This window comes from Vibrio olivae, from assembly GCF_042428525.1.
GTDB lineage: Bacteria > Pseudomonadota > Gammaproteobacteria > Enterobacterales > Vibrionaceae > Vibrio > Vibrio olivae.
On the sequence record NZ_JBHMEP010000007.1, the window covers coordinates 147,870 to 171,674 of the forward strand.

Annotated in this window: 20 protein-coding genes; 10 read left to right on the forward strand and 10 right to left on the reverse strand. The window is 44.4% G+C overall.

What is annotated here, in order from left to right; translation table 11 throughout:
- The first annotated feature begins 33 nt into the window (after positions 1 to 33).
- A complete protein-coding gene (locus ACFFUV_RS17950; RefSeq protein WP_390195420.1) occupies positions 34 to 825 on the forward strand; it encodes a lipase family protein in 792 nt (263 codons plus the stop codon).
- A 313-nt stretch (positions 826 to 1,138) separates the two neighbouring features.
- Positions 1,139 to 1,933 carry an EAL domain-containing protein gene (locus tag ACFFUV_RS17955; RefSeq protein WP_390195423.1) on the forward strand — a complete coding sequence of 265 codons (795 nt, stop codon included), beginning with the start codon at positions 1,139 to 1,141 and terminating at the stop codon, positions 1,931 to 1,933.
- 43 nt (positions 1,934 to 1,976) lie between these two features.
- On the opposite strand, the gene ACFFUV_RS17960 is transcribed toward ACFFUV_RS17955, so the two are convergent.
- Together ACFFUV_RS17960 and narQ are read right to left on the reverse strand one after the other, a co-directional pair.
- Positions 1,977 to 2,609 carry a response regulator gene (locus tag ACFFUV_RS17960; RefSeq protein WP_390195426.1) on the reverse strand — a complete coding sequence of 211 codons (633 nt, stop codon included), beginning with the start codon at positions 2,607 to 2,609 and terminating at the stop codon, positions 1,977 to 1,979.
- Positions 2,610 to 2,613: 4 nt separating this feature from the next.
- On the reverse strand, positions 2,614 to 4,323 hold the full coding sequence (gene narQ / locus ACFFUV_RS17965; protein WP_390195430.1) for a nitrate/nitrite two-component system sensor histidine kinase NarQ: 1,710 nt from the start codon (positions 4,321 to 4,323) through the stop codon (positions 2,614 to 2,616).
- A 250-nt stretch (positions 4,324 to 4,573) separates the two neighbouring features.
- On the opposite strand from narQ, the gene napF reads away from it, so the two are divergent.
- The 6 genes from napF (at position 4,574) to ACFFUV_RS17995 (ending at position 9,149) form a co-directional block, all read left to right on the forward strand.
- Positions 4,574 to 5,053, forward strand: a complete 480-nt coding sequence (napF, locus tag ACFFUV_RS17970) for a ferredoxin-type protein NapF (RefSeq protein WP_390195433.1) — start codon at positions 4,574 to 4,576, stop codon at positions 5,051 to 5,053.
- A 10-nt stretch (positions 5,054 to 5,063) separates the two neighbouring features.
- The gene (locus ACFFUV_RS17975) at positions 5,064 to 5,372 is read left to right on the forward strand and encodes a chaperone NapD (protein ID WP_390195435.1); all 309 of its coding nucleotides are present in this window, start codon (positions 5,064 to 5,066) and stop codon (positions 5,370 to 5,372) included.
- Complete coding sequence (napA, locus tag ACFFUV_RS17980) at positions 5,369 to 7,864, forward strand: periplasmic nitrate reductase subunit alpha (RefSeq protein WP_390195438.1); 2,496 nt, start codon at positions 5,369 to 5,371, stop codon at positions 7,862 to 7,864. The genes ACFFUV_RS17975 and napA overlap by 4 nt, the downstream gene beginning before the upstream one ends.
- Before the next feature lie 75 nt (positions 7,865 to 7,939).
- On the forward strand, positions 7,940 to 8,395 hold the full coding sequence (locus tag ACFFUV_RS17985) for a nitrate reductase cytochrome c-type subunit (RefSeq protein ID WP_390195440.1): 456 nt from the start codon (positions 7,940 to 7,942) through the stop codon (positions 8,393 to 8,395).
- A 32-nt stretch (positions 8,396 to 8,427) separates the two neighbouring features.
- Complete coding sequence (locus ACFFUV_RS17990; protein ID WP_390195442.1) at positions 8,428 to 9,003, forward strand: NapC/NirT family cytochrome c; 576 nt, start codon at positions 8,428 to 8,430, stop codon at positions 9,001 to 9,003.
- A gap of 11 nt (positions 9,004 to 9,014) precedes the next feature.
- Positions 9,015 to 9,149, forward strand: coding sequence for a TIGR02808 family protein (locus ACFFUV_RS17995; protein ID WP_390195444.1), 135 nt, complete (start codon positions 9,015 to 9,017; stop codon positions 9,147 to 9,149).
- 70 nt (positions 9,150 to 9,219) lie between these two features.
- Here the strand turns inward: ACFFUV_RS17995 and ACFFUV_RS18000 are convergent, their stop codons facing one another.
- The 5 genes from ACFFUV_RS18000 to ACFFUV_RS18020 all read right to left on the reverse strand — a co-directional run bounded on the left by ACFFUV_RS18000 (position 9,220) and on the right by ACFFUV_RS18020 (position 16,983).
- Positions 9,220 to 11,133, reverse strand: coding sequence for a methyl-accepting chemotaxis protein (locus ACFFUV_RS18000; RefSeq protein WP_390195446.1), 1,914 nt, complete (start codon positions 11,131 to 11,133; stop codon positions 9,220 to 9,222).
- 290 nt (positions 11,134 to 11,423) lie between these two features.
- Entirely contained in the window at positions 11,424 to 12,440 is a 1,017-nt protein-coding gene (gene galE / locus ACFFUV_RS18005) for a UDP-glucose 4-epimerase GalE (protein WP_390195550.1), read from the reverse strand.
- 91 nt (positions 12,441 to 12,531) lie between these two features.
- The gene (locus ACFFUV_RS18010; RefSeq protein ID WP_390195554.1) at positions 12,532 to 14,484 is read right to left on the reverse strand and encodes a sensor domain-containing diguanylate cyclase; all 1,953 of its coding nucleotides are present in this window, start codon (positions 14,482 to 14,484) and stop codon (positions 12,532 to 12,534) included.
- On the reverse strand, positions 14,484 to 14,966 hold the full coding sequence (locus tag ACFFUV_RS18015; RefSeq protein ID WP_390195449.1) for a YfiR family protein: 483 nt from the start codon (positions 14,964 to 14,966) through the stop codon (positions 14,484 to 14,486). The genes ACFFUV_RS18010 and ACFFUV_RS18015 overlap by 1 nt, the downstream gene beginning before the upstream one ends.
- Positions 14,956 to 16,983 carry a TonB-dependent receptor plug domain-containing protein gene (locus tag ACFFUV_RS18020; protein ID WP_390195452.1) on the reverse strand — a complete coding sequence of 676 codons (2,028 nt, stop codon included), beginning with the start codon at positions 16,981 to 16,983 and terminating at the stop codon, positions 14,956 to 14,958. The genes ACFFUV_RS18015 and ACFFUV_RS18020 overlap by 11 nt, the downstream gene beginning before the upstream one ends.
- A 156-nt stretch (positions 16,984 to 17,139) precedes the next feature.
- Here ACFFUV_RS18020 and ACFFUV_RS18025 point away from each other — a divergent pair, with 156 nt between their 5' ends.
- Positions 17,140 to 17,889, forward strand: a complete 750-nt coding sequence (locus tag ACFFUV_RS18025; RefSeq protein ID WP_390195455.1) for a 5-oxoprolinase subunit PxpA — start codon at positions 17,140 to 17,142, stop codon at positions 17,887 to 17,889.
- A gap of 69 nt (positions 17,890 to 17,958) precedes the next feature.
- On the opposite strand, the gene ACFFUV_RS18030 is transcribed toward ACFFUV_RS18025, so the two are convergent.
- The 3 genes from ACFFUV_RS18030 to ACFFUV_RS18040 all read right to left on the reverse strand — a co-directional run bounded on the left by ACFFUV_RS18030 (position 17,959) and on the right by ACFFUV_RS18040 (position 23,181).
- Complete coding sequence (locus tag ACFFUV_RS18030; RefSeq protein ID WP_390195458.1) at positions 17,959 to 19,395, reverse strand: FAD-dependent oxidoreductase; 1,437 nt, start codon at positions 19,393 to 19,395, stop codon at positions 17,959 to 17,961.
- Positions 19,396 to 20,071: 676 nt separating this feature from the next.
- Entirely contained in the window at positions 20,072 to 22,507 is a 2,436-nt protein-coding gene (locus ACFFUV_RS18035) for an ABC transporter permease (protein ID WP_390195461.1), read from the reverse strand.
- Positions 22,507 to 23,181, reverse strand: coding sequence for an ABC transporter ATP-binding protein (locus ACFFUV_RS18040; protein WP_390195464.1), 675 nt, complete (start codon positions 23,179 to 23,181; stop codon positions 22,507 to 22,509). The genes ACFFUV_RS18035 and ACFFUV_RS18040 overlap by 1 nt, the downstream gene beginning before the upstream one ends.
- Here ACFFUV_RS18040 and tesA point away from each other — a divergent pair.
- Positions 23,180 to 23,788 carry a multifunctional acyl-CoA thioesterase I/protease I/lysophospholipase L1 gene (gene tesA, locus ACFFUV_RS18045; protein ID WP_390195467.1) on the forward strand — a complete coding sequence of 203 codons (609 nt, stop codon included), beginning with the start codon at positions 23,180 to 23,182 and terminating at the stop codon, positions 23,786 to 23,788. The genes ACFFUV_RS18040 and tesA overlap by 2 nt on opposite strands.
- Positions 23,789 to 23,805: the final 17 nt, after the last annotated feature.

Here is a 23,805-nt window from a genome sequence, read left to right on the forward strand (position 1 = left end):
GCTGAACGTTGCCTCCATCTGTTATCGAACGACGTGAAAAAGCTTAAACGTTATCAATATGAACGCTATGCCGTGTTGTGTAATTTGGCTTATCAAAAAGTCTTAAAACAAACCCGCTACGGCTTTGCTCCAAATGGTCAAAGAGTAATTGCCAATCGATTTGGCCAACCGATGATTCGAGTACTTTGGGGGCACCATAATGATGAGGTTATCGTGGTTATCAAAGGCTCCCATAACGTTTGGGATTGGTTGCTAAATGGACATTGCTGGTTTACCTCATGTCGAGAATGGGGATTAAACTACTCAATTCACAGCGGTTACCACAAGTTGATCTCTCAAGAGAGCATGCCGACGCATAAACATGATCATTTGGGCATTAACGTATTTGAGAGACTGCTTGAGATTCTTAGCCAATTAATTAACCAACAGAAAAAACGCATTACGTTTACCGGTCACTCTTCAGGAGGCGCAGTAGCATGTGTACTCGCAGACGCGATAGAAACGCATTTTCCACGCTCAGTGAAACGCGTGGTGACGTTTGGGCAACCCGCGGTTGGTGGGTGGAGCATGAAACGTCATTATCAACTTGGGCATAAGACTTATCGTGTCTGCTGCGATTTGGATGTCGTCACCTTCCTTCCTCCTCTGCCCTTTGTCTATTGGCACATCGGTAAGATTCTTTGGCTGTATAACGGACGTATTTATGAAAATACATCAACACTAATACGTTTGGGCCGTTCACTCACCTCTTGGGTGATTCGCCCTTTTTCTTATCACCTAATGAGCAAATATATTCGAAATAAGGATTTTTTTGACGAACGTTGAAGTAAAGTTCAAAACCTTGCCTAATATCACCCTATACTGAAAATTATGAGTTAACATTTCATTAAATATGAGCGTGAACTCATATCGTACAGTAGTCTATAACTGACATTTAATGCATAAGTTTAGAACGTCGCCTTACAAGCCTAAATGGCTTTTGATTCTTCGATTGTTATAAATCAATTAGTTATACTTACCAATTTGTAAGCGTGCATCAAGATTCAGGTGTCAGTGAATTGACTTTGACAGGTTTATGTCAATAAAATGTCAGGAAACGAACAAGCATAAACAACCAAATGTTTAAGGTGGGTTCAGTATGGCGATACACGACATCAGCCAATGTACACAATGGCTTGATATTAATAGCAATCTGCAATTTATTGCCAATTACAAGCAATGGAAACTCACCAGCGTATTCCAACCTATTTTTGATAAATTAGACAATGTCATTGGTGCTGAAGCATTAGTGCGTATTACTGATTTGGAAGGACAGATTATTCAGCCCGATCATTTCTTCCATTCAAAAACCACTCAAGAAGAAGACAAACAAAACGTCGAGCGTTTAAGCCAAGCTATCCACCTACGTAACTTCTCATTATCTAAATTTCGTGATTTAAAATTGTTTCTCAATCTGCTTCCAACCGTCGGTGAACATTACGCAACAAACGGCTTAAATAAAGATCATTTGTATCAACGTTTACGTAATTTGCATCTTAGAAGTGATCAGTTAGTCATGGAGGTCGTTGAGAGCCAAGCTAAAGACGAACGACTATTGCAAGTGGGAATGAATCGCTTAAGCGTGTACGGGGTGAATATCGCGATTGACGACTTTGGCAGTGAAGCATCGAATCAACGAAGAGTAGAAATGCTAAGGCCGCATATCATGAAGTTGGATCGCAGCCTGCTGGCTGAGTACATGTGCGGTAAGCCGTTTCGATTACTTGATGGACTTCGTCTCGCTAAGCGTGTTGGCGCGCAGACCGTCATTGAAGGCATAGAAACCTTGGATGAATATGATGCCATGCATGAATTAGATATCGATATGTTCCAAGGTTATTATCTTGGGGTTCCAGAGGCGCTACAATCGAAAATCTTTGTAGAAGCAAGTTAGCTCTGCGGATCAAGGCAGAAAAGGCGCCATAGCAAGGCGCTTTTTATTTAACATCACCGTAGCGAGCCAAGTACAGCACGGTAGCGGCCGTTCTTGATGGCACTCTTAGCTTTTTGAGCAAGCTTTTCATATGAACCTTCACCGTCGACTCCGAGATAAACAATCGATCCGCAATTTGTTTATTACGATACCCTCGAGCCACTTCTTTTAATATCTGCTTTTCACGCTCTGTAAGCTCTTCAAACACATCATGTTGATGACTACGTGTCAGCATATATTGGGCGACTTCACGGCTATAGGCCTGCTCTCCCTGTAATGAGCCACGAAGTAGCCGAATCAGTTCATCCGGTTCGGTATCTTTTAGTAGGTATCCATCGGCACCTGCTTTGATGATCGCTTCGATATCCGCAGGGCTGTCCGATACGGTGAGAATAACGATTTTGGCATCACACTCATCCGCTCGTAGCGCATTCAGCGTATCTAAACCCGACATTCCTTTCATATTGAGATCAAGCAGAATCAGGTCTGGTGATAACTCATGATTTTTCGCCACTGCATCGCTGCCATTACTGACATCGGCCACGACTTCAAAATCTTGTTCGAAACTTAATAACTGATTCAATCCTCGACGCATCAAAGGATGATCGTCGACTAATAGAACACGGCATATAGACAAAATATTATTCCTTTACTCTTGGATAGGTTAAGACGATTTCACATCCATGATCAGCAGAGGACGTCACCTTCAACTGGCCATTTAAGCGTGAGGCGCGCTCCTGCATAATGCTCATTCCATAATGATCCTGTTTCAACTCCAACTCGTCGAAACCAATACCATTATCTTTGACTGACATCACGATCAGATCGTCTTGTTCATAGCAATTGATATCGATTTTGGTCGCTTGGGCGTGCTTAATGGCATTAAGCGTTGCTTCACGGATTAATTGCAGTAAATGAACTTGCTGATGGGCATCGAGCTCCATGGAAGACAGCTGGTTTTGGCATACGATGGAAACGCTGGATGAACGCTGATCAAGTTGTTGAACCATTTCACTTAACGCCGCGCCGAAACTCCCCTCTTTTAACGACAATCGAAAGGTCGTCAATAATTCGCGCAATTGGATATAAGCCGATGATATGCCAGTATCCAGCTCAGCAATGACTTGCTCTGTTTGCGCACTCGTCTCTGTCGATGGACACGACGACAGCTGTTTTTTCAAAAGCGCAACTTGGATCTTCAAATATGATAAGGATTGGGCGAGCGAATCATGAAGCTCACGAGCAATGGTCGTCCGTTCCTCCATAAGTAACAGCTGACTTGCCTGTTGCTGGGCATGATTGTAGTAAATCGCTCTAGAAAGGATTTGTACAAAGTTATCAATCAACTCTGGATCGGGACAAGGTAACCCTGGTTTCCAAAATAACGTGCCAAGTTGCACATCGTCTAACACCAATGCTTTGGATTGAATCTCATCACTAGGCTGAATATCACCTTGAGTAAAAATCAACGGACGTTCTTCTGGCGTTGCAATTTTTAATCTTGCGGCTTTAATGCCTTCCAAACTCACCATATTTTCCAAAATCGCTTGAAAATTTTCAGCGGTAATTAATGATGCGGTGAGTTGTTGTGATGAGCGGTATAACACTTCAAGAGACTGATTGGCGATTTGTAGGCGTTGTGTTTTCTCATTCACCACATGCTCCAAACCTCGATAAAGCTTACCAAGATCACTCGCCATATTATTAAACGTACGTGTTAAAATCCCCATCTCATTATGACTATTCACACTCAGCTCAATATCAAAGGAGCGGGATTGAATCTGTTCACTGGCTAATACCAACGCATTGAGAGGACTCACAATCTCTTTGCGTATAAATCGCACCACAAACACACTAATCAAGAAGATAACCCCAAGGCCTATCCCGCCAATCCAGGCAAGCTTGATCAACTTTAACTCTGAATATTGCTGCAATTTAAAAACAAAGTCGTCTATTTGATCGACAAATCCTTCAACCAATGCCAAATATTGCTTTTGGTTGTCGCTTAAAATCACCGATTTCAACGCAAACCAGCGCTTAATCAAGCTTTGATAGTCCTCAGTAATGTCACTGGGCACCGACCAATGATTCAGTGCTTTCATTGATGGAGAAAAAATGGATTGTTCAAACATCTCTACATGAGGTAAATAGTCAGGCAACTCACTCCTTATGTCATACGCCAAACGGTAACTTTGCATACGCATAGAGCCAGATACATTTACCGCTTCCGCATCATCCAAACTCGACGCCAAAGTAAAAATAGCAAAGCCTGTCGTTGCTACCGAAAACAGTAGAATAAAAAGCAGTGATAACGCGATTGTTTTCGTCACTGACTGATTTTTTGTATGCAAATCTATTCCTTATAGGCGAAAAAGCCGTCTCAGCTGCGACTTCCAACCCAGACAAATAACAATATGTGATCACTCACCAAGTCATTTATTGATCTAAAACAACTCGACCTTTCATTACCCCTAAGGGGGTATTTATCCCATTGAGACAAAAACTACAATTTCTCTATGGGTAAAGCACCTTACAGATTAACGACTTTAAACTACGCTTTACTCATAATTTATAAAACAAAGCTCATAAACTAGGTGTTAAGTGATTGATTTTAAGAGAAGGCGCTTATTCAGTCGAACTCAAACCGATGATAAATCGCCACGTCTTCCCTGGTTGAAACAACCAGAACAGTTTACTGACCAATGCACACGCTGTGGTAAATGCATTGCGCATTGCGACACCCAAATCATCGTAAAAAGCGATGGTGGCTTTCCACGCATCGATTTCTCGATTGATGAGTGCAGCTTTTGCTACCAGTGCGCCGAAGTTTGCCCAGAGCCACTGTTTGCTGAACAAAGCCAGCTTCCCTGGGGAGCTAAGGCCAATATTAACAACGCATGTCTCGCGTTCAGCAACATCGATTGTCGAAGTTGCTCAGACAGTTGCGAAGTGATGGCAATTCAATTTCAGCTGATGGTTGGCAAAGTTGCTCAGCCGACCATCAATACCCAGCAGTGTACGGGTTGTGGAGCATGTGTCTCCACTTGCCCTACCTCAGCGATTTTGGTTCACAACCCATAGAGGGAACTTTATGTCACTGAATGAAGTGCACATTTCTAGTTTAGTCGTTCATGTGTTACCTGAACACTTAACATCAATAAAAGCGCAAATTGACCAATTTGAGAACGCCGAAATCTACGGTGACAGCCCAGAAGGCAAGATCATTGTGGTATTGGAAACAGAAAATCAGGGTTTTATTACCGATACCATTGATGCAATTAACAATTTTCCGAACGTCTTGAGTACGGTGTTGGTTTACCACCAGATCGAGACTGAACTCGACGACGAAAATAACAATAACACTGGAACGACTAACTCGCATATTGAGGGCGATGTATGAAAATGACAAGACGAGCGTTTGTAAAAGCAAACGCAGCAGCCTCAGCCGCCGCCGTTGCAGGCGTAACACTGCCAGCCAGTGCCGCAAACTTAATTACCACCTCAGATCAAACCAAAATAACGTGGGACAAAGCACCTTGCCGATTTTGTGGTACCGGTTGTTCGGTACTCGTTGGTACTCAAAATGGCAAGATTGTCGCAACACAAGGTGATCCTGAAGCTCCGGTCAATAAAGGCCTAAACTGTATCAAAGGCTACTTTCTATCAAAAATTATGTACGGCAAAGACCGTTTAACTCAGCCTTTACTAAGAATGAAAAATGGTGAATACCACAAGGATGGCGATTTTCAACCTGTCTCTTGGGATAAAGCCTTTGATGTCATGGCTGAAAAATGGAAAGCCTCACTGGCCAAAAAAGGCCCGACCAGCGTCGGTATGTTTGGTTCTGGCCAGTGGACGGTTATGGAAGGTTATGCGGCTTCTAAACTAATGAAAGCCGGCTTTCGTTCAAATAACATTGATCCAAACGCGCGCCACTGCATGGCGTCTGCCGTGGTTGGTTTTATGCGTACATTTGGTATCGACGAACCCATGGGCTGTTATGACGATCTCGAAAACGCTGATGCATTTGTGCTTTGGGGGTCGAATATGGCCGAAATGCACCCGGTGCTATGGACACGTTTAACGGATCGCCGTTTAAGCCACCCTCATGTTAAAGTCAACGTCCTTTCAACTTATTACCATCGGTCGTTTGAACTGGCAGATCACGGGTACATTTTTCATCCTCAATCTGATCTTGCGATCGCGAACTTTATTGCTAACTACATTATTCAAAACGATGCGGTCAATTGGGATTTCGTTAATAAACATACACAGTTTAAACAAGCGATCACTGATATTGGCTATGGATTGCGTGACGAACATCCACTGCAACAAGCAGCGAAAAATGCCAATTCTGGCAAAATGGATGCGATCGATTTTGAGGCTTATAAAGCCTCAGTCGCAGAATATACTGTTGAAAAAGCCTCTGAATTATCCGGGGTTTCAGAAGAGAAACTGATCACGCTTGCGAAACAATATGCCGACCCAAATACCAAAGTGATGTCACTTTGGACCATGGGAATGAACCAGCATACGCGCGGCGTATGGATGCAAAGTTTGGTGTATAACCTGCATTTGCTGACCGGTAAGATTGCGACACCAGGTAACAGTCCATTTTCATTGACCGGCCAGCCATCCGCTTGCGGAACGGCCCGTGAAGTGGGTACCTTTGCTCATCGTCTTCCAGCAGATATGGTGGTTGCCAATCCAAAACACCGTGCGATCGCCGAACAAATTTGGAAATTGCCAGAAGGCACAATTCCTCCCAAACCCGGATTCCACGCGGTACTTCAAGATCGTATGCTCAATGATGGCGTCCTTAATTGCTACTGGGTGCAATGTAATAACAACATGCAAGCAGGTCCAAACATCAACACTGAGCGTTTGCCAGGCTACCGCCGTCCTGAAAACTTCATCACAGTATCCGATCCTTACCCAACAGTCACCGCTCAAGCCGCGGATCTAATTCTTCCCACCGCAATGTGGGTAGAAAAAGAAGGGGCTTACGGCAACGCAGAGCGTCGTACCCAGGCTTGGTACCAACAAGTTGGTACTGTTGGCGACGCAAAATCCGATCTTTGGCAGCTTATGGAGTTTGCTAAGCGCTTTAAAGTAGAAGAAGTTTGGCCTGAAGAGTTGATTGCCCAAATGCCAGAATATCGTGGCAAAACGGTTTATGACGTGCTGTATCGAAATGGACAAGTTGACCAGTTCCCATTGGAACAAGCTCGTGAGCTCAATGATGATGCTCATCACTTTGGTTTCTATGTCCACAAAGGCTTGTTTGAAGAATACGCCAGCTTTGGTCGAGGTCATGGTCATGACCTCGCCCCCTATGATACCTATCACCAAGTGCGAGGGTTACGCTGGCCCGTTGTCGACGGTAAAGAAACACTTTGGCGTTATAAAGAAGGCAGCGACCCTTACGCTAAGAAAGGATCAGGATGGGACTTTTACGGTAAGCCCGATGGTAAAGCATGGATTATCTCCGCACCGTATGAAGCCCCACCAGAGTCCCCGGATGAAGAGTTTGATCTATGGCTCTGCACCGGACGCGTACTTGAACACTGGCACACAGGCACCATGACTCGACGTGTTCCTGAACTGTATAAAGCATTCTCAGATGCCGTGTGCTTTATGCATCACGAGGATGCCAAATCACGAGGATTACGTCGCGGCGATGAAATCGTTATCGCCAATAGACGCGGCGAAGTACGAGCGCGTGTAGAAACACGTGGGCGCAACAAACCGCCAAAAGGTTTGGTATTTGTTCCCTTCTTTGATGCTCGTATTTTGATCAACAAGCTGATTCTCGATGCAACGGATCCACTGTCTAAGCAAACCGACTTCAAGAAGTGCCCGGTAAAAATCACTAAGGTAAATCAGGCCTAGTTATCACTGTATTAATGGGCAATCTCATCGATTGCCCTGTGAACGAATTAAGCCATGACGGCGGAGAATTTACTCATGAAAAAATTGCTCGTTGCATTACTATCAATCGGTGCGCTGGTGACGGGGCTCGCTCAAGCAGAGCTTGACAATCCTGGTGGTGTTGGTGGCCTTGAATCATTGCGAGGCACAACGCCTATCGAGGACACGCGCGCTAGCGACAATATGAAAAAATACCCACGCGAGCAGGCTCTTGATAGTGATTTTGTCTATCAGCCTCCTCTTATCCCTCACAACATCCGTAACTATGAAGTGTCATTGAATGCCAACAAATGCCTTTCATGTCACAGCTGGAAAAACGCCAAGCAGATGGGCGCCACCAAAATCAGTGTAACGCACTTTATCAACCGTCAAGATGCGGTTCTTGCCGACGTCTCCCCTCGTCGTTACTTTTGCTTGCAATGCCACGTGCCTCAGGCCGATGCAAAGCCATTAGTTGAAAACGAATACGAAAGTGTTGATTCACTACGTTAGTCAAGCGCTTAGATATTAAATAGAGGCGAATTATGAAATTACTCAAAGCGTTTTGGAAACGATTAACAAGCCCAAGTAAAGCCGCCGTCGGCTTAGTACTTTTCATGGGCTTTGCAGGTGGTCTTCTTTTTTGGGGCGCATTTAACACTGGAATGGAAGCCACCAACACTGAAGAATTTTGCTCTGGGTGTCATGCACCCATCGTAGCTGAAATTCAGGAAACCATTCACTACTCTAACCGCTCAGGCGTTCGAGCGATATGCTCAGATTGCCATGTTCCGCATGAATGGACAGATAAGATTGTACGTAAAGTACAAGCGTCAAAAGAATTGTTGTTCCATTTTATGGGAACTATCGATACGCCAGAAAAATTTCAGGCGCGTCGTTCGCACTTAGCTGAGCGGGAATGGGCTAGATTGAAAAAAAATGACTCACTTGAGTGTCGCAACTGTCATGAATTTGAGTACATGGATTTTTCAGAGCAAGCGACTCGCAGTGCTCGGCAACACTCCACAGCTCTAGCCTCTGGAGATAAAACATGTGTCGACTGCCACAAAGGAATTGCACATAACTTACCTGACATGCATGGCGTTGAAGGCTGGCAATAAGGAGCATTACTATGAGTACATTAGAGTCTGTCATCTGGCATATTTTAGGTTACAGTGCGATGCCAGTGATCATTCTTGGTGGATTTCTCGGCGTGGCGATTGTCTCGGTGTGGCTTTTATCTTTAACTAAAGACAAACAGCCCTAATAAAGTAAAGTTGCCCGTTAGCATAAAAAAGCGGCTGTTATTCACAGCCGCCTTTTACGTTATAAATGCCTTAAATTTTATAATGCGACAATTTATCAGATAGCTCTTGCGCCATGGAGCTTAGTTTATAGCACGCATCATATGTTTCCTGAGCGTAATTGGTATTCTGAGAGCCAATATCTTTGATTCCTTCAATACTTTCACTCACCTCAGAACACGCTTGATGCTGCTGAGCTGCAGCGCTGGAAATATCGGTATTGCGATGAGATATATTCTGAACAGCCGCCAACACATCTTTCAACGCCTCACCCGCTACCTTGGCATGTTCCAGGTTATTAAGGGCCACTTTACGGTTTTCATCCATCTGTTTAGAGGCTTCCTTCCCGCTACTTTGCAAACGCGCGACCGTTTTACGAATTTCTTCGGTAGAAACCTGAGTACGGCTTGCCAATGAACGAACTTCATCGGCCACCACCGCAAAGCCACGCCCCTGCTCTCCAGCTCGAGCCGCTTCAATCGCTGCATTCAATGCCAACAAGTTTGTTTGGTCGGCAATGTCACTGATCACCTCAAGGACGCTGCTAATACTCGAGCTCGCGTCAACCAGTTCCTGTACGACTGTACTTGATGTTTCGATGGTCGTCGCTTGCTGCTCGATATTGGTAATGGTGATGTTCAGTGTTGTCCCCACTTTGGTTACTTGTTCATTGGCTTCATGGCTGTAGGACTCTGCCTCCGCTGTGTTACGCGAGACTTCTTGCGCTGACACTGACATCTCATGTGTCGCAGAGGCAACTTGCTCGGTTTTTAAGCTCTGTTCTTTCGCTGAATGACTCGAATTGGTCGCTAAACTGGACAGCGCGTTTGCCGCGACGGAAACATTCTCTGCAGAGATTTTCGCTTGTTTAATCGTCTCGTGAAGGCGATCGAGCAGCCGGTTAAACCCAGAAGCCATTTGTCCGAGTTCATCATTCGACTTTTGCGTAAATCGCTGAGTTAAATCGCCTTCACCCTCTGCAATATCGGTAATCGCTTTGACATAAGTCTCCAGAGGACGCCCCACGAGCACTTTGATCAATAAAGAGATGGCCAAAAGGATAACTGCGCCCATGCCAATGACAAAACTAATGCTTTTTAATGCCGCCCCAAACACCAAGTCGCTAACTTCTTGCTTAGAAACACCAACAACTACTGTGTAACCCCATGCTTCATATGGCGTTTTAATTATGTCCCATTCATCGCTGGTCATGGCATTTTCAACCGCAGAACGTTCGATATTCGTCGAGTGCATGCGCAATTGGTCTTTGCCATCGAGCAAAGCCACAAACCCATTGTCCAAAATTCTGGCATTCGAGACGGCATCATTCAGTTCACTCAGATCCGCTGAGTAACCCACATACCAGATACCAACCGTCCCATTATCACCCTGAATCGGCTCATAGCCCGCTAAATAAGGATTTCCAAGAATATCAACTTCGCCATAATAGGCGTTACCTTGCTGGATCGCCTTCATCGCTTTGCCATTAGGCGCAAGCTTAGTGCCTATCGCCCGCTGGCCATTACGTTTTACATTGGTCGAGACACGTATGTAGTCGCTATTATCCCGGCTAAACAGCGTTGCCGTGCCACCTGCAAGTTTCGTTAGATTATCCACCAGCTCAAATTGATTGGCTTGAGGCTTATCGCCCAAAATTAGGTTCGGCGCTGAACTGCTCCCCACATCCACACGCTCACCTAACGTCGGATTACCAATAGCAAGCCCCCTTTCTTTGAGCAATTTCATACTGCTTTTTACTCGCTCCAACATAATGCTGTTGGTCACATTGAGCAGCCTAATGACATCGTGAGCGGCATCATCACTTTGTTCTGTGACTTGATGATTGATCTGAGTGATTTGTGAGGAAACTTGAATGGATGCGAGCGCAATGGCCATTACCAAGATTAACGCTGATATAGCAACGATAAACTTACGATTTATACTCATAACTATTGATATCCTTTAGGTATCGCAATAACCGAGCGATCTGACATCACTTGTTACTGCTCCAGGTATGACAAAAGTTATTCGATGAGGCTGACTAACCTTCTACTCTTAGCTCTAACTGGCTGTTTATAGAGTTTAAAAATATCGAATAAGCTAGGTCTAACATAATATGAATATAGAATACGCCTTGGAATCTAGCACTAAAATGTGATATTTAGCGAAGGAATTTAACCAATAAAAAAGCAGCCATTCAATAATGGCTGCTTTTTTACTTCTAAGTATCGTAATAATTACGACTCAGGATAACCTTGTGGATTTTTTGATTGCCAACGCCAGGTATCTGCGGTCATTTCTTCGAGCGTACGAATGGCCTGCCAACCCAACTCTTTTGTTGCTTTAGCCGGATCAGCCCAACATTCAGCGATATCGCCAGGGCGTCGGTCCACTAATTGATAAGGCACCTCTTTACCACTCGCGGCTTCAAATGCCTTAACCATATCCAACACGCTGTAGCCATTGCCAGTGCCTAGGTTATAGACATGTAGCCCTTGTTTACTGCCCACTTTTTGCAGCGCAGCAACGTGTCCATCTGACAAGTCCATCACGTGAATATAATCACGGACACCCGTGCCGTCTTTGGTTGGGTAATCGTGACCAAAGACCGATAGAAATTCACGTCGTCCAACGGCCACTTGCGATACAAATGGCATTAGGTTGTTTGGAATCCCTTGAGGATCTTCACCCAACTCGCCTGTAGGATGAGAACCAACAGGATTGAAGTAGCGAAGTAGCGTAATACTCCAATCTGGATTGGCTTTTTGGAAATCCGTTAAGCACTCTTCGACCATCAACTTACTACGCCCATATGGGTTGGTTGCGCTGGTCGGAAAATCTTCCGTAATCGGCACCGATGCTGGATCACCATATACCGTCGCTGACGAACTAAATACTAAGGTTTTGACATCACAATCACGCATTGCATCAACTAAAACCAATGTGCCATTTACATTGTTGTCATAGTATTCAAGCGGTTTTTGCACCGATTCGCCAACTGCTTTCAGCCCAGCAAAGTGAATAACTGCGTCAATGTTGTGTGCTTTCAACACATCAACAACAAGTGATTTATTGCGTACATCACCTTCAATGAACGTTGGCTTCACGCCAGACACTTTTTCAATACGTTCGAGTACTGTATTTTTACTGTTGTAGAGGTTATCCAAAATCACAGGATTCATTCCCGCATCAATCATTTGGATACAAGTGTGGCTACCGATGTAACCCATGCCGCCAGTCACTAAAACGTTCATCATTTCTAACCTTTAACGATAAATTTATATCTATGCTACTGAGTTGCAATATAAAAATATAGGATAACTTTTGAGACAACGAGCCAAGTGTTTATGTGACAACCACTCGTCCTTTGCCAGAACTTTTGGCCTTATACATTGCCGTGTCTGCCGATTTTAAGATGGTATCAAGCGATTCTTGCTTGTGGATGATCGGATGAACCCCAACACTCGCACCAACATTGAGAATGCGTCCTTTGTAAACGACATCTTGATTAATGAGGTTTATCAATCGGTTACCAAGAAGTTCTGCATCACCCGGCTCTGACGATCGAATTAAAACAACGAATTCATCACCAGAAAGGCGAGCCACTAAATCAATCGAGCGCACCTGTGATAGCAGTCTCTCCGCCACTTGTTTTAACACTTCATCACCGGCGTCATGACCATAGGTATCGTTCACCTCTTTAAAACCATCTAAATCAATGTACAGCAGTGCGGCACCATTGAGGTAGGCGTCAGTCTCCAACATATCATCCAAGATACGATATAACTTCGCTCGGTTTGCAAGTCCAGTCAACGAATCATGATGGGCAAGATAGTCTAGCCTTTCCATTTCTTTCTTGTTGGATAGATCAGACAGAATAAACACCAGGTCATAACCGGGCTCACCATCTTGCTTCTGTATACAACTCACTTTGACAAACATTGGCACCATGTGGCCATCAAGATGTTTCTCCCAGATCTCTCCCTGCCACTGATTGAACTTGAACACACTATTTTTAATTGCCGGCATCAAAGAGGAGAATTGCTTCCAATCAAGAATATCTTGTGGTTGATTATCGAGTAACAACTCTTGTGAGTAACCCAGTAGTGTCGTCACAGCCGGGTTGACCATCGTGATGTAACCTTTATGGTCTATAACCATTAGGCCATCATGACTATTTTCAAATACGCCTGCCGCCAACCGTTGACGCCCTTGGGCGGCTTCAAACTCAGTGATATCTTGGATAGCAAACAGAGTTTGACCCGCTTTTGATAACGTTGTACTGGTAATTTCTAATAATTGAGGGCAATTAAACGCGTCTTTAATCCACAGTTTGCGGTCGAAGAATTCGGAATTATTGCGAAATGCTTGGTGAAACAGCTCGTCATCCGTACGAATGATATCGGTGATTTTTGAGCTTTTCAGATACGCTTTCGTACATTTGAAAATATCACAAGCCGCGACATTAAAGTGCACCATCGCACCTTCATTATCGACAACGATAAGCGCGTGTTGCACCGTTTCTACCACTTCATTCGCAAAGGCTTTTTCTTCTTCAAGTTTATCTAGGGTGTACGAAACCTGCTTATCACGAAGCCGCAAACGTTCAATCATGGTATTAAATGCATCCACCAAATCACCGATTTCATCGTAGGCTGCCGGCTTAATTTTCATCTGCTGGTTATGACTAATGAAGCTGCGCATCCCTTGGTTAAGGGAAAATACCGGGACAATGATGAATTTTTGTATTGTTAAATACAAAATGGTGGCCGCAACCACTAACAGCGAAAAGTAAATCAACGCATTATTGAGCGCTTTTTCGTAAAGCTGAGTTAATGAGGATTTGGAGATAGTGACTCTCAGCTTGGCGATAACATCATCTTCAACTTTAACCGGAATATTAAGGAATATGTGCTTATCGGCAAAAGCGTATTGCTGCGACTCCATCTGCTCTTGTTGCCTGACGGTAGGAATGGGCGCGTTCGCTCCTTCACGCTCATACATTGCAAATAACTGCCCTTCTTTGGTATAGAGCTTAACGCGCGAAATTTCTTCATCTGCTGAAAAGGCCGATAACACTTCGTTGGCCGCCAGACTGTCATTAAAAATAATTGCTGCTTGCAGGTTATAGGCAACGCCGTTAGCTAAAACGGAAACTCGCCCTAGTAGGTTTTCTTTTTGCGTTTCATAGGCCAAGAAAAAGCTATACAACTGCGAAACAACAAAGATCAACGTCGTAAAAAAGATGATCGGCAGCATCAACTTTGTTTTTAGCGATATTGAACCTACAGACCTCATCATTTATTGCCCTCGATTTTCGCGATACGCAGTAAATTTGATGAAACAGAGTAGTCACCTATATTGTCTAGGTTAATTTTGGGTTTGATTCGTCCATCTTCGTTATACAACTCTATCACTCCACCATATCGTGTGAATTGTTCGAGATCCCCTATTGTGACCGTATTCGCTCCTGCGGCTTCAACGTAGTGAAGATTCTCCTGTTTAGTCACAAACAAGATATCACAGTCACTATCAGCGATATGTAATGGAAGATGGCGCACGGTCTTATTCGTGACAATTGATTGTAAAATTTTCTTAACTTCCGGACTATCTGGCAGGCAAAACTCTACTGATTTCATCTGAGGTTCGTGTTTCCAATAGATAAAATTGGCAATACGAAACAGATAAACGGCCTTTACCTGCTCAGGGGTATAGGCTGCCGACACAGAATAAGAAAATAACGTTGACCAAAACAGTAAGCCAAGCGTTTTAAAAAACATACGAAATCCTTAGATAACTTTGTTGCTCACTTGGGTATTGTTGAAGGGTATTTTGATAATATCCATGCCGACCTATATCTTTGATAATCCACTCGACCATTGGCCAATGAGTATTATATTGCCACGCCAATCGCGCATCCCAACTTAAATAATCTGGAATGGAGTAGTTTGAATCTGGGGGATACTCCAGTAATTGAGCCATCGCAGTTACATCGAAGCTCCACTGCTCATTGATATCCCACAGGCTTTGCAGGCTAATATTATGTTGATTTTCAATAGAAAATGCATCCGTGGTTTGCACTTGCTGCATTGTGTCCATTTGCAAGTAGTAGTCCGTATGCAAATAGCTATAACTCGCATAAATATCGTATGTGGAACTGAATTGCCACCTCGCAGCAACTTCAACGCCATAAGATTTCATATTGTAGTCATCACTGATTTGAAACTGATAACTGTTGTTTACGCCTTCAATTGCGCCTTTATACTGGGACCCGCGAACATTATGGTGCTCACTGAAAAATAACGTTGTATCCAGTTCAATGTTTTCCCCCACGAAACGATGCCCGACTTCGCTGGTAATCACACTTTCTATATCCATATTGGGGTTTGAATCGCGTTTAACAAATACAGTTCGATTCTGTTGGGGGTCATCAATCGTCAAGTAATAATCGCTGTTACGATTAAGGTACGAAGGCGCGCTTACCGCGCGAGCTACCCCTGCCCAAAGCGTATTCCGCCCATCATCGAAATGGTACAACGCGCGAAGCTGTGGCGAAAATTCCGTATCTCCAGTCGCACTAAAGTATTCGGCTTTAACGCCAGCCCATAACGACCACTGCTCTGTAAGGTGCCAATTTCCCTGAACATAGCCATTACTGATCACATCATCCACTTTATTCACATCATAAGTACGCAGGATATACGGATATATGTACTGCGATTCCGGCGAGTGGGTTGTCGAAAAATCGATATCATAGCGCCGAACCCCTCCACCAAATGAAAATGTGACGCGGTCACTTAATCCGTAATTAAAATTAGCCTCGAGATTCACATCCGAGTATTCGGCTGGAGCATCAAACCGTTGGTCTCGACTGTGCTGGTACCAAGCCGCATATTTCGCTTGCCACTCACTGTTAATGGTTTGATCAAAATCGAAATGAAGGTATTCACCATGGCTATCAATGGTCGTCGCCTGCTCACTGATGTCATCGACAGCACCAACAATACGATCAATCCTATAATTAGAGTGATTGATTCGATATTGGCTACGATGCCCTCCCAAGCGCAGCGTCCATTTATCATCGCCTTCGTAAGACTCAACCACCATGCCCGCGGTTTGACGCAGCCAACGATTCTGATAACGCCCTGAATGATGGTTTTCCTCATCACGCCGTTTATAAAAGGCACGTGCATACATATCATCACCTAACTTAAGGCCAGTTCGACCGCTTGCAATATAGTCACCGTGTTCATCAAAGGTGCCATTTAACATCGAGAACTGCGTTTGCTTAGCCGATTTGGTAATGATATTAATCACACCATTGAGTGCATTGCCTCCCCACATCGTCCCTCCAGGGCCGCGTAGCACTTCAATACGTTCGATATCGGCCAAATTGTAATCCACACTTGGCCAGTAAATACCACCATATACTGAGTTATTCAGGCTGCGCCCATCAAGCAGTACCAACATTTTGTTATACAAACCGTCGTGAAAGCCACGAATTGACGCAACTTGCTGGGTATTAGACACATTAGTAACTGTAATACCTGGAACCAATGCCAGCACTTCTGCTATAGAGCGTGCGCCACTGCGCTTGATTCTTTCTGAACCTAGTACATAAACTGAGGAAGGAGTATCCGTTAGTTTGTGGCTAGAACGAAACGCCGTTTGCATCTCAGTTTGCAGCATTGAAAGCTCTTCGAGTGACATCGACATAAGGTGTTGAATATCATCAGATGCAGAGACATTTCCGCAGACTAAAACTAAAGATGGTAAAAGATAACGACGCTTTTTCATTAAGTGAACCCAAATTCATATAATGAAGCATTATTTCATTTGGGTATATAAATGTATAGAAATGATAAGGGTGGATAATGCGATTAAGCCTAAACAATGAATTGGATCACTATTTATTGAATTTACTAATGATTTTCGCAAATTAGGGACAAGACGATGACACGACGGACAATTACCATCAATTGCGATATGGGTGAAAGCTTTGGCCCTTGGACAATGGGTAACGATATCAAGGTGATGCCTGCTATTGATATGGCGAACATCGCTTGTGGCTTCCATGCTTCGGATCCGATGATAATGAGTTATACCGTCGGGCTGGCGATGCAGCACAACGTAAAAATTGGTGCTCATCCGAGTTATCCTGACATGCAGGGATTTGGGCGACGTCATATGGCGATGAACGTTGAAGAAATCACTCAAATGGTTATTTATCAAGTTGGCGCGTTGAACGCAATGTGTGAGAGTCAAAATACACAATTAGAATACGTCAAACCCCATGGTGCACTTTATAACGATATGATGAGCGATATGAATGTGTTTGAAGCTATCGCTGATGCCGTTTCCTGTTTTAATGTCCCTTTAATGGTCTTAGCACAACCAGACAATCAAATGGTATTAGACATCGCTGATCACTACGAGTTACCACTGCTATTTGAAGCATACATCGACCGAGCATACTCACCTAATGGTCAGTTAGTCTCTCGCAGCGAAGCCGCCTCAATCATTACTGATGAAGATGATATTCTCAACCAAGCTTACCTGCTCGCTCATTTCGGTATTTTAAAAGCCATCGACAATTCCGATCTTGCCTTAGAAGCCGACACCATCTGTGTCCATGGCGACAGTCAACACGCTGTAGATATTATCCATAAGCTGCGTCGTGTGCTTAACGACACAAAGCGCTGAAGTTCAGCGCTTTTTGCAAGAAGAATTTTGTTGCTAGAATAATTTGATGCTATTTCGCAATATCGTATGTTATTGACCAAAATACTGCGCTAACTCGATCGGATATTCTCGAGCCACTGCCATTTGCTCGGCGCGTGTTTCAACGGCTTGCGCCGATAACATCATACTCTGTGGATGAAGCACTTCTATTGACTGACCGTCGTATTCATATAAAGCCCACTGCTCAACAATCTTACGTGCCGCTTCTAATGCCGAAGAACCTTTGACAATTTCCACCCTCGCGTAATTGTCTCCGGCAAATGTCACGTCTGCAGCTCGTAGTGTGTCATCTTCACCTGGGATCTGCTGGGCGCCAAACAGCGGCTTTCCTAACTCAGTAGCAGTTTGGTACTGAGGAATAAACTGGCTCATGTGTTTGATCGCTTTATGCGTGCGTTCAATGCGCTCAGATTCAAGCCACCCTTGCTTAATTTTACTTTCCAACTCGGAAGGTAACTTAGGTTGAGAGGATTCGGGCGTCGAACCAACGAGGCCATTATTAAATAACGTAATATCTTTGGTCATGCCATGCAGCTGAAATACACCATTTGGGTATGGCGTTAGCTGAGCCATGCCCTGCTCAGTCCCTCTTGGGCCATGAAAAATGACTTCCGGCCACTGCTCATTGCAATCCCAGTGCGTCACATAGGCCGCTTTAAATTCGACGAGGCGAGTACGATGCTCAGAGACGAGGTCGTCAATCATACCCGTCTCATAGCCACAGGCATTGATCAGGTAATCGGCATGAACTTCAAAGCGACTGTCATCTTGACGTCGGCACCCAACTACCCATTGTTCCCCTGCACGTTCCAATGCATAGACCTCTGTTTGGGTCAAAGTTTGACTATTGGGTAACTGTTCAAGCACTAAGTCCGCGCTTGAGGCTAGACGAAATACGCTCCAACCATACTCTTGAACCGCAATCACCGGATATTTTAACGCATCGAGGTCACTGTGCTTTGCAAATGGTATTAACCAGTGTTCTATCGTGTTGGGATGACTTGGCTGGATCTTATTCGCCAACGCTTCGAGCTGCTGCTTTGAAAACAGCTGATAATAGTCTCCCGGTTCACCCAATACCTTATTCGCCGAATCCGTTTCGACAAATTCTTGATAACACTGTTTGATGATTTCCAACCGGGGTAAGAGATCGTCAGGGTTTCCCGCATCCGACTGCGGCACCGCTATGACCGTTGGACGAACGTTAAGAGAGTGCGGGTACAGTCTAACAGTATCAATCGACTGTTTAAGAAGCTCAATGCACTGCTGGGTCGAGATTTCACGATATAGGTTTCCCCCAGCATGCAAGTGACAAATAGGCGGTCCATTCACAAGCCCTTCACCGCGCTCGATCAAAGTCACCTTTAAGCCAAGCTCAGCCAGATGGACAGCCGCCGTTGCGCCTGCCACACCACCGCCAATAATGGCGACAGATTTGGGTTCGTGCGTGAATTCTTTCAATAACATTAATGTGACCCGCTATATTCCCCAATGAAACATCAATAAGTGTACTGATTTAAAACTGTTAAAAAAATCACATTTTTCATCCGGTTTTAAACTATCTCGCGTTAATCTTACGAACGCCAAGATCATACGTATCAACCAAGATGCTTATTTTACAGCAAGTTTTCTACCAACGCACATAACGATTACGATGATAATGAATGCAAATCCATATATTACAAAGACCTATAGATAGCCCCTAACGAAAAACCTCCCGACTATTTCCATAAAAGCGCTAGCCAAAATCCCATTAGCACCAAAAGCACGCTATCTGCGTGCTAACTTGGTGCAGTGAAGATCTCATATCAAGATCGTAAAAGAGAATAAATTGATATGCGCTTGAAACCAATGACAGACCGAGTCGTTCAAACTCTCAGGCCAAAAAAACCGGAAAAGGCCTTTTCCAAATCCTTGTCGTAACACTGAAAATCCGCACGCAAAAATTGAGAACAAAAAATCAAAAAAATGCTTGACTCAATTCTTGTCAAAAACCGCTAATCGGTCGATTGTGAATAACCATTTTTGCCAATCCTATGTCTTGTATGGCTTCGACCGATTTAGCCAGTTATCTACAGGCAAAGTTATCCCAAACTTTATCCACTGATTTTGTGGATAACTGAATCAATAAAGCGTCATAAATTCATATAAACGCTTTATTTATAGGCCTTAACAGCTTTTTAATCAGACTGTTTACAACAATAAAAAGTGTGCAAAAAGTGATGATCGGCAGTAACAGCCAAAGCTCAAAATGGAAGCTAGGCGCGAGATCAAATCCATATTTCATGATCCCTCCAACGACCGTTTCTGCACCAAAACTGGCCACCACACCAGCGATCAATGCCATCAATCCATATTCCGCCCAGACCGTCGCTGTCACGCGTTTTTTACTTGCTCCTAGCGTACGATATAGTTGGATTTCTTGCTGGCGCTGGCTCAGGCTTAATCTGAGTAACGTGAAGATAAGCAGTAGCCCAGCTAACACTCCCAATGCAGCCAACAACGTAATTGCCCAGACGATTTGAGTTAACAACTCCTGAATTTTTGCTCCCATAGAACGAATATCAAGCAAACTCACCGTCGGGTGTTGCCGAGATAGCTGATTCACCAAGGCATCGTCTTGGTCAGTTAATCGAAAACTCACGAGCCATGTCGATGGTATATTTTCAAGCACATCTGGCGTAAAGATGAAATAAAAGTTCGGTTTCATATCTCGCCACTCAACATCACGAATTGAGTTCACGGTAGCGGTCACCTGTTGGCTGTTAATGACAAAGGTCAGAGAATCGCCAACATTTAGCCCCAATTCACTCGCTACCTCAGACTCAACCGACACCCCATCACGTTGAGTCCATTGCCCATCGATAAGCTGGTTGTAATCGGGAATGTGGTCGCTCCAAGTAAAGTTAATCTCACGGCTTAACGCGTCAGTATCGCCTGAATTGCCGGCATATAGCTTCGCATCTTGTTGATTAATTTGACTGACTCGGCCCCGAATAATCGGATACGCTTCAGAACGGTCGATATTATTGTGATCTAACGTTTCGAGATATTGGTCTTTTTCATAAGACGCAATGTTAAGTGAGAATGCATTAGGAGCATCTTCAGGAATGGTTCTTTGCCAATCAGACAGCAGGTCGGTTCGAACTAGCCACATAGTGGCTAACAGCATTAACGACAATGCTAATGCGCCAAATTGGATGCCAGTGTTCCAAGACGAGCGGTTAATGCGACTTAGCGCCAACTGAAAAGCCGTGGATAAAGGCAGGCGAGTCAAAGACTTCGCAACGAGAAGGCTGATTATCGCCAACACGGCAAATAACCCGACAATCCCAGCAAGCATCATCCACACTAAACTGTTATCCCAATAAAGAATAAGCATCGGAATCAAGGGGAACAGCAATAACCATACGTATTTCTTTACCGCAACTGGTTTATTTTGTGCCTGCAATACGTTGACTGCACTGACATTGATAAGGCCAAGCAGTGGCATCCCCAGAGCCGGAATAGTGATCAGAACACTCGTAAAAATGGCAAACAAATACGGTTTAATCCCAAAACTTGGCAAAGGGTTGGGTAATAAGTCACTGAGGGGAATACGTAGCAAGTATTCGAGCAATAACCCAAGCCCTAGCCCGCATACGGATGCAATAACAAATAAAATCAGTAACTGAAGCAGCAACCAGCGCGTGACCCATTGTTTGTTTGCCCCCAAACTTTTTAACATAGCAATGGTACGAATACGTGTAGAAACATAATGTTGGCATGTGAGTACCAAAGTCGTTGCCGCCATAATGATAACAATCGCAACACTGAGAGACAGATATTGTTGTGTACGGCTAAACACATCGCTGGTACGGCTCGCGGTATCTTCATTCCGCCAGCGATCACTCGGTGTCAACTCAATCGATTCTTGAACGGGTTTAAGCTGCGCGTCTTCACCATTGAGATACAAATCGTAACGCACTCGGCTGCCAAGTTGCACCGCGCCCGTTTTGTCGACATCACCAATATGAATATAGGCCGAAGGCATTTGTCGAAATGGATTAAAACTCAGGCCCGGCTCTTCAAGAACACTTCCGGTAATCCTATAATCAGCATCTCCAATTGTGACAGCGTCACCCACTTCAACGTCCAGTTGACTGAACAAACGCTCATCGAGCCACAACTGCCCCGGCGCAACATGTTGAAAACGTGACTCCCCGTCAGAAAGCACCATGTCGCCCTGCAGTGGGTAATTATTGGTCACCGCTTTAACGGTAATCAGTTTCATCCCATTGTCACTAAATGCCATCGTTTGAAAACGCACGCGCTGAGCTGAGGTTAACTGACTCTCTTTAACTGCGGTTAATAAAGGCGCAGGCAGCGGATTATTGGACGTGAACACTGAATCTGCCGTCAACGCTTCTTTTCCTTGTTTCACGATGACTTGTTCCATACGCTGGGTAAGCGCAGTCAACGCAAAGATGCAGGTAATAATTAACGTTAACGCAACAGACACTGGCCAAAGCTGGCCGTGACGAATTTCGTTCCAGCTCCAAGACCAGAGCTTTGGTGATGCAAACGTACTATAGGACATTACGCTTCCTCCAAATGACCTGCTGAGATATGTAAGCGGCGATCGCAGCGGTCCGCCAGTGCCATATCATGCGTCACTAACACCAAGGTGGTTCCATGTTGTTTGTTGAGCTCGAAAAGAAGTTCAATGACACGCTCTGCCGTGTGCTCATCAAGGTTCCCCGTTGGCTCATCGGCAAACAAAATTTTCGGCTGAATCATAAATGCGCGCGCTATCGCTACTCGCTGTTGCTCACCACCAGAAAGCTGAGCGGGTGAATGTTCAACACGGTGTTCTAAACCAACAGATTTAAGCAGCCCTAAGGCTCTCGCTTTATCCTCTTTCTCACCGCGCAGTAAACAAGGCAAAGTCACGTTATCAATGGCGCTTAAACTGGGTATAAGAAGGAAACTTTGAAACACAAATCCAATTGATTCAGCGCGAATGGCCGCACGCTGCTCATCATCAAGTTGCGCCAAATCTTTACCGAGCAATTCAACCACGCCCTGCGATGGAACATCGAGGCCCGCTAATAAGGTCATCAATGTTGACTTACCCGCGCCTGATGTCCCGACGATCGCGATGCTTTCCCCTTCCTTCACATCAAAAGAAATGTCCTCAAGGATTGTCAATTGCTCTTCTTTGGTAGAGACTGTTTTAGACAAAGAAACGGCTTTAATTACGGATGTTTGCATGTTTAGACTCTTTTCCCTTGTTGTAATTTTCCTAGTAACAGCACCAGCTTATGCGACTAAGTTATTGATTGTTGGCGACAGCTTAAGTGCAGGCTATCAAATGCCAATCGAAAAAGCATGGCCAACTTTGTTGCCTGATGTTTTAGCTGATAAAAATCATGATGTTACAGTTATTAACGCCAGCATCTCCGGTGATACTAGCGGCAATGGTCTAGAGCGACTACCCAGTTTATTAAGTCAACATCACCCAGATTATGTGCTCATCGAATTAGGCGCAAACGATGGCCTACGCGGTTTCCCACCCAATGTAATAGAACGTAACCTCACAGAGATGATATCGTTGATCAAGCAAGACGGCGCATCGCCAGTTTTGATGCAAATACACGTTTTGCCTAATTACGGTAAACGCTATACCGAAGCATTTTCAGCCATTTATCCCAAACTTGCAGACAGCCATGACCTGCCTTTGATTCCCTTTTTTCTTGAGCATGTCATTACGCGTCCTGAATGGATGAAAGACGATGGTTTACACCCAAGAGCAGAGGCACAACCGTGGATAGCAAATTTTGTTGCTGATCAGTTAATAACTCACCTTCAATTGCCGTAGCTCAATAATTGGCAAGC